At 73.9% G+C, this 12,453-nt stretch carries 11 protein-coding genes; 3 read left to right on the forward strand and 8 right to left on the reverse strand.

The annotated features are described in order from the left end of the window. Positions 1–7 precede the first annotated feature (7 nt). Positions 8–1,318 (reverse strand): MFS transporter, encoded by a 1,311-nt coding sequence (locus OEIGOIKO_RS04250; protein ID WP_125051966.1) that lies wholly within the window; start codon positions 1,316–1,318, stop codon positions 8–10. Positions 1,319–1,596: 278 nt separating this feature from the next. On the opposite strand from OEIGOIKO_RS04250, the gene OEIGOIKO_RS04255 reads away from it, so the two are divergent. After that, the gene (locus OEIGOIKO_RS04255) at positions 1,597–2,376 is read left to right on the forward strand and encodes a DeoR/GlpR family DNA-binding transcription regulator (RefSeq protein ID WP_125051968.1); all 780 of its coding nucleotides are present in this window, start codon (positions 1,597–1,599) and stop codon (positions 2,374–2,376) included. A gap of 45 nt (positions 2,377–2,421) precedes the next feature. Here OEIGOIKO_RS04255 and OEIGOIKO_RS04260 read toward each other — a convergent pair whose 3' ends face one another. From OEIGOIKO_RS04260 to OEIGOIKO_RS04275, 4 genes are all read right to left on the reverse strand, one after another. Then, positions 2,422–3,909 (reverse strand): aromatic amino acid ammonia-lyase, encoded by a 1,488-nt coding sequence (locus OEIGOIKO_RS04260; RefSeq protein WP_125051970.1) that lies wholly within the window; start codon positions 3,907–3,909, stop codon positions 2,422–2,424. 84 nt (positions 3,910–3,993) lie between these two features. Beyond that, the gene (locus OEIGOIKO_RS04265) at positions 3,994–4,572 is read right to left on the reverse strand and encodes a hypothetical protein (RefSeq protein WP_125051972.1); all 579 of its coding nucleotides are present in this window, start codon (positions 4,570–4,572) and stop codon (positions 3,994–3,996) included. 16 nt (positions 4,573–4,588) lie between these two features. After that, positions 4,589–5,653 carry a beta-ketoacyl-[acyl-carrier-protein] synthase family protein gene (locus OEIGOIKO_RS04270; RefSeq protein ID WP_125051974.1) on the reverse strand — a complete coding sequence of 355 codons (1,065 nt, stop codon included), beginning with the start codon at positions 5,651–5,653 and terminating at the stop codon, positions 4,589–4,591. Beyond that, the gene (locus OEIGOIKO_RS04275) at positions 5,653–6,912 is read right to left on the reverse strand and encodes a cytochrome P450 (RefSeq protein ID WP_125051976.1); all 1,260 of its coding nucleotides are present in this window, start codon (positions 6,910–6,912) and stop codon (positions 5,653–5,655) included. Before OEIGOIKO_RS04275 ends, OEIGOIKO_RS04270 begins: the two co-directional genes overlap by 1 nt. 132 nt (positions 6,913–7,044) lie before the next feature. Between OEIGOIKO_RS04275 and OEIGOIKO_RS04280 the strand changes: the two genes are divergently transcribed. Further along, the gene (locus OEIGOIKO_RS04280; protein ID WP_125051978.1) at positions 7,045–8,622 is read left to right on the forward strand and encodes an acyl-CoA synthetase; all 1,578 of its coding nucleotides are present in this window, start codon (positions 7,045–7,047) and stop codon (positions 8,620–8,622) included. Between the two features lie 13 nt (positions 8,623–8,635). Here the strand turns inward: OEIGOIKO_RS04280 and OEIGOIKO_RS04285 are convergent, their stop codons facing one another. Continuing rightward, positions 8,636–9,310, reverse strand: coding sequence for a GbsR/MarR family transcriptional regulator (locus OEIGOIKO_RS04285; RefSeq protein WP_125051980.1), 675 nt, complete (start codon positions 9,308–9,310; stop codon positions 8,636–8,638). A gap of 186 nt (positions 9,311–9,496) precedes the next feature. Between OEIGOIKO_RS04285 and OEIGOIKO_RS04290 the strand changes: the two genes are divergently transcribed. Next, positions 9,497–10,705, forward strand: a complete 1,209-nt coding sequence (locus OEIGOIKO_RS04290) for a cytochrome P450 (protein ID WP_125051982.1) — start codon at positions 9,497–9,499, stop codon at positions 10,703–10,705. Between the two features lie 34 nt (positions 10,706–10,739). On the opposite strand, the gene OEIGOIKO_RS04295 is transcribed toward OEIGOIKO_RS04290, so the two are convergent. Both OEIGOIKO_RS04295 and OEIGOIKO_RS04300 read right to left on the reverse strand, forming a co-directional pair. Then, complete coding sequence (locus tag OEIGOIKO_RS04295) at positions 10,740–11,411, reverse strand: ABC transporter ATP-binding protein (RefSeq protein WP_125051984.1); 672 nt, start codon at positions 11,409–11,411, stop codon at positions 10,740–10,742. Then, positions 11,404–12,366: an ABC transporter ATP-binding protein gene (locus tag OEIGOIKO_RS04300; protein ID WP_125058435.1), complete on the reverse strand. Its 963-nt coding sequence runs from the start codon at positions 12,364–12,366 to the stop codon at positions 11,404–11,406. Before OEIGOIKO_RS04300 ends, OEIGOIKO_RS04295 begins: the two co-directional genes overlap by 8 nt. Positions 12,367–12,453 lie beyond the last annotated feature (87 nt).

Consider the following 12,453-nt stretch of genomic DNA (forward strand, 5'->3'; position numbering starts at 1 on the left):
CGTCCTCTCACGCCGGTGCGGAGGCGGACGGCGCGGCGGGCGCGGTGGCGGGGGCGGCCGCCCGGTCCGGCGCCGTGCCCGGCCCGTCCGGCAGTTTCAGGAAGACGGTGAGCACGGTACTGACCGCGTACATCCCCGCGAAGATCCAGACCACCCCTTCGACGCCGAACGGCCCGGCGAAGACCGCGACGACGGCCGGTCCGACGAAGGTGCTGGCGCCCGCGCCCAGGTTGAGCGCCGCCAGTGCCTGGCCCTTGTGGTGCGGCTCCAGCGAGGGCATCAGTGCCGAAATCGGGACGTATCCCGCCAGCGTAGCGCCGTAGAACGCGGCGACCACCAGGGCGAGGCCGAAGTTGGCGCCCGCCGCCTGCGGTACGTAGAACAGCAGCAGGGTGCTGACGGTGCAGCCCGCGCCGCCGCACCAGGCGATGGTCCGGCGCCAGCCGAACCGGTCGCCGATCATCCCGCACAGCAGATTCGCGACGATGTTGGTCGCGAACATGGCGCTGAGCAGGTGCAGCCACTGGGTGAGGCTGAAGCCGACGGTCCTGGTGAAGTGCACCGGCAGGATGACGAAGAACCCGAACTGCGAGGCCGTGTTGACGGTCCGTACGAGCGCGCCGGTGCCGACCCGGGGGTTGCGCCACAGGATCGTGACGCTGCCGATCAGGGTGGCCAGCGGGCCGTCCCCTTCGGAGCGCGGCCGGGGGCCGCCGCGGTCGTCGCGGACCAGCAGCAGCGCGATCAGGCCGCCGACAGCGACCAGCACGAGGGCCGCCCACAGGGTGGCGTACGCGCCGATGTGCGGGATCAGGCCGCTGGCGACCAGCGAACCGAGGGTGGGCAGGCCGCCGGTGAAGGCGAACCAGAACCAGCCCATGGCGGTGCTGAGCCGCGCCCGCGGCGCGACCCCGGCGATCCAGACGAGGAACCCGTAGGCGAACAGCGGGTAGCCCAGGCCGCGCAGGCCGTAGCCCAGCATCATCAGGGGGTAGCTGCCCAGCGGGACGGCCGCGGCGAGGAAGACGACCTGGAAGGCGCCCCAGACGGCCAGGCCCGTCCACATGACGCGGCGCGGGCCCCACAGCTCGGACAGCACGCCGGAGAGCCAGGCGGCGACGCCGGCCGCGATGCCGTAGACGGTGAACAGCAGCGCCACCCGGGGCTCGGGGATTCCCTGGTCGATCAGGTACGGCGAGAGGTAACCGGACTCGACACCGTCGCCGATCATGAACAGGAGCAGGCCCAGGTAGCCCCAGGCGAGCGTCGGCGGGATGCCCAGGCGTGTGATCGGCGAACGCGGAGGAGGGTTCGTCATCGAATCTCCCCTTTCTACGGCGGCAGGCGGCGGCAGGAGGCCTGCGGAGCGGACGAGCCGATGCAACAGTCCGGCCGAAACAGGCGTCAATGGTGGCCGGAAATCTTCGCACCGGGCCGGTGGCCTGCCGTGTTGTGTCCTACCGGCATCGCCGGTGGGGGCCGCGCCCCGCGCGCACGCCACGTTAGATCCGTGCGAACATAACGCGGCGAATTCACACGGCGTATGCCGTGCCCCGGCCGCCGGGCGGCCCCGGCACGGCGCGGAAGGCAGGCACCATGGACCGGCTCGAAGCCCAGGAGGAGCGGCGCCGCCGCCTGCGGGAGACCGTCATCGCCCGCGGCTTCGTCCGCACCGCGGACCTGGCCGAGGAGTACGGCATCAGCCTGATGACCGCCCACCGCGACCTGGACGCCCTCCAGGCGCAGGGCTGGCTGCGCAAGGTGCGCGGCGGGGCGACCGGCCTGCCGTCGGCACAGTTCCACGGGAGCGTGGCCGACCGGACGGCGGTGATGGCACCGGCCAAGCAGGCTCTGGCGCGGGCCGCGGCGACCCTGCTCGTGCCCGGCCAGACCGTCATGCTCGACGACAGCACCACCTGCCTCCTGCTGGCGCACCGGTTCGCGGAGCACACGCCGCTGACCGTCGTCACCAACTCGCTGCCGGCCGTCACCACGCTCGCCAAGGAACCCGGCATCTCGCTGATCACGCTGGGCGGCGCCTACTTCCCGGCGTACGACGCGTTCATGGGCCCGCACACGGCGGACTCGGTACGGGCCTTCCGCGCCGATGTGCTGTTCCTGTCGACCACCGCCGTCACCAACGGCCGCTGCTACCACACCTCGCCGGAGACGGTGCAGGTCAAGCGGGCGATGATGGAGAGCGCGGCACGGCGGGTGCTGGTCGCCGACCACACCAAGTTCACCAAGGGCGGGCTGTACGCGCTGGCGCCGCTGACCGACTTCGACCTGCTGATCGTGGACGACGGGCTGCCCGCCGCCGAGATCCGGGCCGTACGGGCCGGGGGCACCGAGGTGATGGTGGTGCCGCGGCCCTGAGGGCACGGGTGAGCGGCTCCCGGGCCGGCAGGTACCGCCTCCGGGTCAGCACGTGCGGTCGAGCACGTCGGCGGCCTCGCGTACGGACACCGCCCACGGCCGGTCCGGCCCCACGGTCGGCTCCAGGGCGTCCAGGAGGCGGACGCAGGCGTCGGCGGTGGGGCGCCGGGTGCCGACGTGGACGGCCTGACGCAGGGCGACGGCGAGCGAACCGTGCAGCAGGCGCAGCGTCCTGGCCTGCCGGAGCGCGGTGAACGCGGCCTGGGTGCCGAACGGGACGATGTCCTGGTTGTGCCAGTTGGTGGGGACGCTCTGCATGGCGGCGGGAGTGGTGGCCCGGCGCATCGCGACGACCAGGGAGGTCGCGGCGAGCTGGATGCCCTGGACGCCGTGGTCGCGTCCGGGGTCCTCGGCGAGCATCGGGTTGAGGCCGCCGTTGCGGCGCGGGTCGATCAGCAGGTCGAGCTGGCGTTCGGCGAGGTTGGCGAGCTGGGCGGCGGTGATGGACATCAGGTCGGCGGCGAAGGCGACCTGCTGGCCGAAGAAGTTGCCGCCGTGGGCGACGACGTCGCGCTCGGGGAAGAAGAGCGGATTGTCGCTGATGCCGTTGAGGTCGTCGGTGACGACCTGGCGGGCGTGGCGCAGGCTGGTCGCCGCGGCACCGAGGATGTGCGGCGCGCAGCGCAGCGTGTAGGGCTCCTGGAGGGCGCGGGTGCCGCTCGGCTCGTGGCCGACGAGTTGTTTGCGCAGGTCGTCGGCGCGTTCGGCGGTGTCCTCGTGGCCCAGTGCCTCGAAGATCTCGGGGGCCGTGAAGTCGGGGCGGCAGCCGAGGACTCCGGCGAGCAGGGCGGTCAGCGCGGTGCCGGCGGCCACCGAGCGGTGCAGCTGGGCCAGCGCCAGGCCGGCGCCGGCCGCGGTCACGGAGGTGCCGTTGACCAGGCCGAGCGCGTCCCGGCCGGTCAGTTCGACGGGACGCAGCCCGGCTTCGGCGAGGGCTCGGGCGGCGGGCATCCGGGTGGTGCCGAGGTAGGCGTCGCCGCGTCCCTGGAGGGACCGGATGGCGTGCGCCAGGGGCGCGAGGTCACCGCTGGCGCCGACCGATCCGTACTCGGGCATCACCGGCGCGAAGGACGTGCCGAGCATCGCCACGAGGGCGTCCACGGCGGGGGGCGCCACGCCGGAGCGGCCCTTGGCCAAGCTCCACAGACGGGTGAGCAGGGTGGCCCTGGCGACCGGCGGTTCCAGGTCGGGGCCCTGGCCGACTTCGAGGTGGGTGAGCACGTTCTCGCACTGGTCCACGCCCTCGTCCTGGCCCGCGTAGACGACGAGGGGGCCGAAGCCGGTGGTGGTGCCGTAGATCTCGCGGCCCTTGTCGAGGCAGGTGCCGAGGTAGGCGTGGCAGCGGGCGACGGCCGCGCGGGAGGCGTCGTCGAGCCGTACGGTGACGGGTCCGGCGGCGGATTCGAGTGTCTCGGGGGTCAGGACCGAGGGGAACCGCAGCTCGGTCGTGGGGGGCCGCATGGTGGTGGGCATCGCTTTCCTTGAGGGGATGGCGGCGTGGGCGCGGTGGGGCGCGGCCACGGTGGCGGACGAGGGCGGGGCGGCCGGGTACGGGTGTCAGGTCCGGCCGGTGGTGAACAGGTGGGCCCATGCCGTGCCGGGCGACCGCGGGCTGTCGCCGGGGTCGGCGGCGATGGCCAGGGCCTGGTCGGCGTCGCCCGTGGCGATGAGACGCGCGGCGGTGGTGCGGGCCGCGGCCAGCGGGTCGCCGACGGCGAGGGTGGCGACGAGCGGGCCCGTCAGGCCCCATACGGCGCTCAGATGGCCGAGCGCCGTGGAGGGCACGTTCTGGAACAGCAGGGGCTTGGGCACCTGCCGCTGCCCGGCCACCGCGTCGTCGATGGCGGTCTGGGTGACCACGTCACCACGCGTGGCCGCGAGGACGAGCGCGGTGCGCGCGCCGAGCGCCGGAGGCAGCGGGGGTGTGCCGTACCGGTCGGCGAGGCAGCGTTCGCCGACGGCCACCAGCAGGGGCGCGAAGGCGGACGTGTCGAAGCGCGGGACTTCCGGGAGGCGCGCCGCCGGATCGTCCGGCGGCGGCCACTGGGCGAGGGTCTCGACGATCAGTTCCATGGCGTCCTCATCGGGCTCTTCCCGCACTGGTGTCGTCGTACGGCACGGGGTGGTCGGGGTCATGGCGGCACCGGCCGGGTTACGGCATCGCCAGGAGGAGGGCCGTGCAGACGCCGCCGAAGCCGCTGTTGAGGCTGAGCGCGTAGCGGGACTGCGGGGCGCGGCCCGGTTCGAGCACCAGGTCGAGGGGGCAGTCCTCGTCCGGGGCCAGGTGGTTGGCGTTGACGGGCAGTTCCCCGTGCCGGAAGGCGAGGGCGCAGACGGCCAGTTCGACCAGGCCGGAAGCTTCCAGGCAGTGTCCGTGCAAGGCCTTGGTGGAGCTGACCGGGACCCGTACGCCGTGCGGGGAGAGCGCGCTCACGATGGCGGCGGCCTCACCCGCGTCGAAGGCGGGGGTGGCGGTCGCATGGGCATTCAGGTAGCCGATCCGGTCGCCGGTGATCCCGGCGCGGCGCAGTGCGGTGGTGACGGCCGCCGCGGGGCCCCGGCCGTCGGGGTGGGGGCGGCAGACGTGGTGGGCCTCGGCGGCGTTGCCCCAGCCGCGGACGGCGGCCCACGGCGGTGCGGTGCCGGTGTGTTCGAGGACCACGGCGGCGGCGCCGTCGCCCAGCACGGGGCCCTCGCGGCCGGCGCTGAACGGACGGCAGACTCCGTCGGGTGCGAGGATTCCGGCGCTGTCGAAGGCGGCGAACATACTGGCGTCGACGAAGCTGGCCCCGGCGACGACGGCCCGCCGTTCGGCGGTGGTGCCGATGAGGTGGGCCGCCTCGGCGACGGCGGTGTTGGAGGCGGCGCAGGCGGCGGTGTGGACGGTGAGGACCTCGCGCAGGCCGCAGGCGCCCGCCAGTTCGACGGCCAGCGCGGCCGTGTCCGGGCCGGCGTGCAGGGCGAGGACGAGCGGCGTCCCTGCGCGGTCCGCCGGGGACAGTTCGGCCTGGTCACAGGCTTCACCGACGAGACGTTCCAGCTCTTCGTACGGATCGGGCGCACCGGGGACGGTGGCGGCGTGGTGGGCCCGGTGGCGTTCCGTGGCGAAGCGGGTGACCGGGGAGGTGGCGGGTTCACGGGAGGACAGTCCTGCCCAGAGGGCGTCCGGACCGTGGCCGTACGCGGTGAGGACCGACAGGCCGGTGACGCGGGCCATCAGGAGACCACCGCGGGCCGGGGCCGGCAGGTCACGGGCAGCTCCGTCAGCCCCGCGGTGATGTGCAGGTGGGTGATGTCGCCGGTCGAGCCGCGCTGCCAGGGCAGTGTGTCGAGCGGCCGGGCGGCGGCGAGGCCGGGCAGGCGGCGGAGCACGGCGCCGAGCGCGGTACGGCACAGCCCGACGGCGAGGCCGCTGCCGAGGCAGAAGTGCGGGCCGTGCGAGAAGACGAGGTCCTGGCCCTGATCTCGCGTCAGGTCGAGGCGGTTGGGGGCGGTGAAGCGCCGCGGGTCCCGGTTGGCGAGGGCGAGGTGCACGACGACCGCGTCGCCCGGCTCCAGCTCCGCGCCGTACAGCTCGGTGGGCCGGACGGCGAAGCGCGGCATGGTGGCCGCCAGCGGTGAGGTGTAGCGCAGCAGTTCGTCGAGCCCTTCGGTGATCCGGGCGGGCTCGGCGAGGAGGTCGGGGTGGTGCCAGAGCGTGTACAGGCTCGACGTGAGGAAGTCGGCGACCGGCTCGTAGGTGGCGACGAGCAGCAGGAAGAGGGTGGAGGTCAGCTGCCCTTCGTCGAGGCCGGCGGCGTCGGCGTGCGCGATCATCCCGCTGACGGCGTCGGAGCCGGGGCTGCGCCGCCGGAAGGCCACGAGGTCGTGCAGCAGCTCGCTCATGGCCTCCCGTTCGGCCGCGTACCGCTCGCGGTCGGGGGACCCGGGGGGATCGAACAGCGGTGCCGGACCCCAGCGCCGCAGCTCCAGGGCGCGCCGGACGAAGTCCTCCGGACATCCCAGGAGTTCGGTGATCGCCCGGACGCCGAACGGGTGGGCGAACTCGCCGACGAGGTCGGCGCGGCCGCGCTCGGCGACGGCGTCGAGCAGCTCCTCCGCCACCCCGTCGGCCCGGTCGACGGCGGCTCGTACGCGCTCCGGCGTGAGCGCCGAGGCGCCCAGGTCCCGCAGGCTACGGTGCAGGTCACCGTCGGTGTTGCCCATGCTGCGGACGATGCTGTCGGTGACCTGCGGCGCGGTGAAGTCCAGATAGCGCGTCCACCGCTCACCGCCCCGCACGGCCGGTTTGGCGAAGCCGGTGTCCGTCATCGCCCGGCGCGCCGCGTCGTACCCGCTCGCGACCCAGACGGCGGAGCCGTCGGGCAGCTCCGCGCGCCACACCGGGGGCTCACCCCGGGTGTCGATGCGCTCGGCCTCGGGGCTGTGGCGGACCCGCGCGTCCATCAGCAGCGCCGTACCTGGGCCAGCGATCACCGCAGCCTCCCCACACGTTGGACACCCAGAGTCACTGGTAAATTACCATCGGTAATATCATGTCACTACGCGTGCCCCTCGAACGGGTGACGCGACAGGCGGGCATCCCGAGCGACCGGAGAGAGCGGGCACATGCACGACGAAGGCATCGGTGCCTGGGCCGAGCGGCGGGCGCGGCGCACCCCGCACCGCACGGCGGTGGTCCACGGCGACGGACGGCGCATGAGCTACGCCGGGCTGTACGCCCATGCCACCCGCATCGCCCACACCCTGCGGCACCACGGCGTGCGCAAGGGCGACCGGGTCGGCTTCCTCGGCCCCAACCGGCCCGAGTTCCTCGCGTGCCTCTTCGCCACCGGCCTGCTCGGCGCCGTGTTCGTCCCCTTCAACGTACGGCTCGGCCCGCCGGAACTGGCCTACCAGCTGACGGACTGCGGCGCCCGGGTGCTGCTGCGCACCGGCCGCTCCCCCGGCGCTCCGGCGGGCACCGGCGTACCGGTCGTCGAGGTGGACGCGACGGGAGAGGCCGCCCCCGCGCCACCGGTCGAAGAATCCGTGGCACCGGGCGACCCGTACGTAATCCTCTACACCTCCGGCACCACCGGTCACCCCAAAGGCGCCGTCCTCACCCACGCCAACCTCACCTGGAACGCCGTCAACGTGCTGATCGACATGGACCTGACGGCCGACGAGACGGCCCTGATCGCCGCACCGCTCTACCACGCCGCCGCACTGGGCATGCAGGCCCTGCCGGTGCTGCTCAAGGGCGGCACCTGTGTGCTCATGGAGTCCTTCGACGCGGGCGCGGCGCTCGGAGCCGTCGAACGGCACCGCGTCACGTCCCTGTTCGGCGTCCCCACGATGTTCCGCCGCATCGCCGCGCACCCGCGCTGGCCGGACGCCGACCTGTCGTCCCTGCGCACCCTGGTGTGCGGCGGCGCCCAGGTGCCCGAGGCGCTGGCCGTCACCTACGCGCGGCGCGGGCTCGTACTGCGCCAGGGGTACGGCATGACCGAGGCGGCGCCCGGTGTCCTGCTGGCTCCCCCCGGACCGGCCGGTGTCGCGCCGGGGCCGGCGGGCGTGCCGCACCTGTTCACCGACGTACGCGTCGTGGTCGCCGGCCCGGACGGCCCGGCCGGCTCCGGGGCCGTCCGGGCCGACGAGGGCGACGCCGGGGCCGAAGGGGGCGACGGGGGCGACGGGGGCGACGGGGGCGACAGGGCCGTCGATGCCGCCGTCGGCGAGACGGGGGAACTGCTCGTCCGCGGCCCCAACGTGATGGCCGGTTACTGGAACCGCCCCCAGGAGAGCACGGCCGTCTTCACGGACGGCTGGCTGCACACCGGCGACGCGGCCCGGGTGGACGCCGACGGCGGGGTGACCGTCGTGGACCGCATCAAGGAAATGATCATCTCGGGCGGCGAGAACATCTACCCGGCCGAGGTCGAGCACGCGCTCCTGGCCCACCCGGGCGTCGCCGACTGCGCCGTGATCCCCGTACCCGACACGGAGTGGGGCGAGGTCGGCCGCGCGGTCCTCGTGGCGGCGCCGGGCGTGCTCCTCGACCCGGACGAGGTCCTCGCCTCCCTCTCCGGCCGCCTGGCCGGCTACAAGATCCCCCGTACCGCCGTCGTGGCACCGGACCTGCCCCGCACGGCCACGGGCAAGGCCGTACGCCGGCAGCTCAAGGACCGGTACGGCGCCCCCTGAACCGGCCCCCCTGTCACGACAGGAGGGAGCGCCAGCGGTCGGCCGACTCCGTCATGTCCAGGACGACCCGCTCCAGGAACGTTCCCGACCTGGCCAGCCGCTCCCCCACGGGGCTGCCGGGCCCGAACGCCTCCGCCGCCGCCAGCGCGGCCCGCGCCGACTCCAGCGTCCGCCGCGCGCTGAGCACGACCGAGTGGTACCAGGCGTCGTCGTCGACCACGTAGACGTCGCGGCGCCGGTGCGCATCGCGCTCGCGCCGGACATAGCCGTGCCGGACCAGGTAGTTCACGGCCACGGACACGGAGGCCGGACTGACACCGAGCCTGCGCGTCAGCTCGGCCGCGGTGCGCCTGCCGTCCTCGGACAGCAGCAGGTCGACGTGGACGCGCGCCGTGATCCTCGGCAGTCCCGCCCTGACCGCCAGCTCGATCACCTCCTGTTCCACCGCGCCGTCCGGCCCTCCGGGCGCACGGGGTGGTGCCGGTGTGCCGCGCCGCGCCCGCTGAACCGTCGCCCGGTGCGCCTGCTGGGGCCGGTAGCTGCCGGGGCCGCCGTTGCGTGCGACCTCCCGGCTGACCGTCGACGTCGGCCGGCCGAGCCGCCTGGCGATCTCGGCATAGGTGAGTCCGTCGGCGAGTCCGGCCGCGACACGCTGGCGGTCCTGCTGGGTCAGTCGTCCTCCTGGCATGGCGGCAGTATTGCCTTCGCCTACTCTCATTGCAACGCGATGTTGCATTCGAGGGCAGCGTCATTGCACCAAAATTCCGCCTCTCACCTGCGGCAATGCATTTCGAGCGATTGACGCGATATCGAATGCAACGTAGCTTTCGGGATGCGTCAAAACGCGTACTATCGCGATATGAGGAGAGCGGTCATGAGCGAGTCCCTCCACACCGTCCGCACGCTGCCGACAGCCCGCAGGTCCGGCTGCCCGTTCGCCCCGCCGGCCGAGCTGACCGACGCCCGCCGGCACGGCCCGGTCAGCCGCTACACCTTCCCCGGCGGAAAACCCGGCTGGCTGATCACCGGCTACGACCTGGTCCGCGCGGTCCTGGCCGACCAGCGGTTCAGTTCACGCAAGGAGCTGATGCGCCACCACCCGACCATCGACTACGGCGACATCGAGGTCCCCCCGGCGCCGCCCGGCGAGTTCCTGCTCATGGACGACCCGGAGCACCGGCGCTACCGCAAGCCCCTGGCCGGCAAGTTCACCGTCCGGCGGATGCGGCTGCTCACCGAGCGCGTCGAGCAGGTCACCGCCGGCTGCCTGGACGCCATGGAGAAGACCGGACCGCCGACGGATCTGGTGACCGCGTTCGCCAAGCCCATTCCCGCCGTCATGATCTGCGAGCTGCTGGGGGTGCCGTACGAGGACCGGGGCTCCTTCCAGACACAGGTCGAGTCGTTCATGAGCGGAGAGACGACCGACGAGGAACTGACAGCGGCCTACACGGCGGTGCAGAACTACCTCGCCGAGCTGGTGGCCGCGAAGCGCGCGAACCCCACCGACGACGTGCTCAGCGAACTCACCGACAGCGACCTGACCGACGAGGAGCTGCGCGGGATCAGCCTGATCCTGCTGGCGGCCGGGCTCGACACCACCGCGAACATGCTGGCACTGGGCACCTTCGCGCTGTTGCAGAACCCGGACCAGCTGGCCGCGCTGCGCGCCGAACCCGCGCTCGCCGACCGGGCCGTGGAGGAGCTGCTGCGGTATCTGAGCGTTGCCAAGACGTTCATGAGGATGCCGCTGGAGGACGTCGAGCTCGCCGGCCACACCATCGAGGCCGGCTCGCCGGTGATCCTGTCGATCAACACCGCCAACCGTGACCCCGAGCGCTTCGCCGACCCGCACGCGCTCGACCTCCGGCGGCAGGGCGGCGGCCACCTGGCCTTCGGCCACGGCATCCACCAGTGCCTGGGCCAGCAGCTGGCCCGCGTCGAGCTGGGAGTCGCGTTCCCCGCGCTGGTCAACCGCTTCCCCACGCTGCGCCTGGCCGTACCGGCCGAGGAGGTCGAGCTGCGCCCGGAGATCGCGGACATCTACGGGGTGAAGCGCCTTCCGGTCACCTGGGACGTGTGACCGGGAACCCCGAAGGCCTGCCGCCCGCGCCCGCTCAGCCGCCCGCCCCGGAGGAGCCCAGCTCCGCCCAGCCCACCGTCCGGTCGCACCACCGCTCCAGCAGGACACGATCGTGCCCGACCGCCAGCAGTCCCGCCCCCGACTCGCGCCGGTACTCCTCCACGACCGCCACCAGCGCGGCCGTCGTCGACGCGTCGAGCATCGCGGTCATCTCGTCGCAGATCAGCCAGCGCGGGCGCAGGACCAGGGCACGGGCCAGGCAGGCGCGCTGGAGCTGGCCGTCGCTCACCTCGTGGGGACGACGGGACAGGAGGTCACCGGAGAGGCCCACCGTGGGGGCCAGTTCGGCGAGGCGGCCGGGGATCTCGGCGCGGCGGCCGGTGGCGCGCAGGGGTTCGGTGATCAGGTCGGCGAGGCGCAGGCGGGGGTCGGCGGACAGGCGGGGCTGCTGGAAGACCACGCCGTACGCGGTGCGCTGGGCGGGGGTGGCGCGGTGGCGGTAGCCGCTGACGGGTGCGCCGTCGAGGACGACGGTGCCGGCGTCCGGGCGGTGCAGCAGCGCGGCCACCCGGGCCAGCGTCGACTTGCCGCAGCCGCTGGGTCCGAGCAGGCCGACGGCCTCACCGCCCGCGATGCGCAGGGTCACGTCACGGACGACCGGGCGGCTGCGGTCGTAGCCCGCGGTGATCGAGCGGAGTTCAAGCACGGCCTGCCCCCTCGGGTGCGACCTGGTGTGCGGGGGTCTCGGGCGGCGCCGCCGGGTGGTGACAGGCGGTGCCGTCGGTCAGCGCGGGCACGGCGGTCGTGCAGCGGTCCGTGGCCCGGTCGCAGCGGGCGGCGAAGGCACAGCCCGGCGGAAGGTCGCCCAGTTCCGGCGGCATTCCGGGGATGGGGGTGAAGGCTCGGTCCGGGAGGGCGTCGAGCAGGCCGCGCGCGTACGGGTGACGGGGGCCCGGGGTGCCGAAGAAGTCCGCCGCTCCGGCGAGTTCGACGATCCGGCCCGCGTACATGACGGCCACCCGGTCGGCGATCCGCTCGGCCGCCGCCAGGTCGTGGGTGATCATGAGGAGGGCCCGCCCGGCCCCGGCGGTGTCGCCGGGTGCGTCGATGTGGCGGCGCAGTTCGTCGACCGTACGGTCCACCAGGTCACGGTCCAGACCGGTGGTCGGTTCGTCGGCGAGCAGCAGCGGGGCGTCGCCGACCAGCGCGAGGGCGGTGGCGGCGCGCTGCGCGAGGCCGCCGGAGAGTTCGTGCGGATGGCGGTCGAGGTGGTCGGCGGGGAAGGCGGCCCGCGCCGCGGCCTGCTCGGCGGCGGCCCGCAGCGCGTGCTTGGGGGTGCCGGTCAGCTCCCGGACGGTCTCCTCCAGCTGCGCCCGTACGGTGCGTACGGGGGTGAGGTGGGCGGCGGGGCTCTGGGGCACCAGGCCGATGCGGCGGCCGCGCACGGAGCGGGACAGCTCGCGTTCGGAGGCGGTGAGCAGTTCCGTGCCGTCCAGATACGCGGTGCCCGCGGTCTGCGCGTTGCCCGGGAGGAGCCCGAGCAGCGCGGAGGCCAGCACGGACTTGCCGCAGCCGCTCTCGCCGACGAGCGCGAGGCACTGGCCGGGCGCGAGGTCGAAGGAGGCGCCGGTGACGGCGGCGACGTGCCGCCCGCCGCGCATCCGGAAGCGTACGGAGAGGTCGCGTACGGACAGCACGGGCCGGGCCGCGGGGGCCGACGGCTCAGGAGGGGCGGCGGATTCGGACGG

This window comes from Streptomyces paromomycinus (assembly GCF_003865155.1).
Classification (GTDB): Bacteria; Actinomycetota; Actinomycetes; order Streptomycetales; family Streptomycetaceae; genus Streptomyces; species Streptomyces chrestomyceticus.

What these genes read in the sequence shown, in the direction of transcription:
- OEIGOIKO_RS04285 (WP_125051980.1), bottom strand. Translation starts at nt 9,310, where the DNA reads ATGCCAGGAGGACGACTGACCCAGCAGGACCGCCAGCGTGTCGCGGCC.
- OEIGOIKO_RS04255 (WP_125051968.1), top strand. Translation starts at nt 1,597, where the DNA reads ATGGACCGGCTCGAAGCCCAGGAGGAGCGGCGCCGCCGCCTGCGGGAG.
- OEIGOIKO_RS04300 (WP_125058435.1), bottom strand. Translation starts at nt 12,366, where the DNA reads ATGCGCGGCGGGCGGCACGTCGCCGCCGTCACCGGCGCCTCCTTCGAC.
- OEIGOIKO_RS04250 (WP_125051966.1), bottom strand. Translation starts at nt 1,318, where the DNA reads ATGACGAACCCTCCTCCGCGTTCGCCGATCACACGCCTGGGCATCCCG.
- OEIGOIKO_RS04290 (WP_125051982.1), top strand. Translation starts at nt 9,497, where the DNA reads ATGAGCGAGTCCCTCCACACCGTCCGCACGCTGCCGACAGCCCGCAGG.
- OEIGOIKO_RS04260 (WP_125051970.1), bottom strand. Translation starts at nt 3,909, where the DNA reads ATGCCCACCACCATGCGGCCCCCCACGACCGAGCTGCGGTTCCCCTCG.
- OEIGOIKO_RS04265 (WP_125051972.1), bottom strand. Translation starts at nt 4,572, where the DNA reads ATGACCCCGACCACCCCGTGCCGTACGACGACACCAGTGCGGGAAGAG.
- OEIGOIKO_RS04270 (WP_125051974.1), bottom strand. Translation starts at nt 5,653, where the DNA reads ATGGCCCGCGTCACCGGCCTGTCGGTCCTCACCGCGTACGGCCACGGT.
- OEIGOIKO_RS04280 (WP_125051978.1), top strand. Translation starts at nt 7,045, where the DNA reads ATGCACGACGAAGGCATCGGTGCCTGGGCCGAGCGGCGGGCGCGGCGC.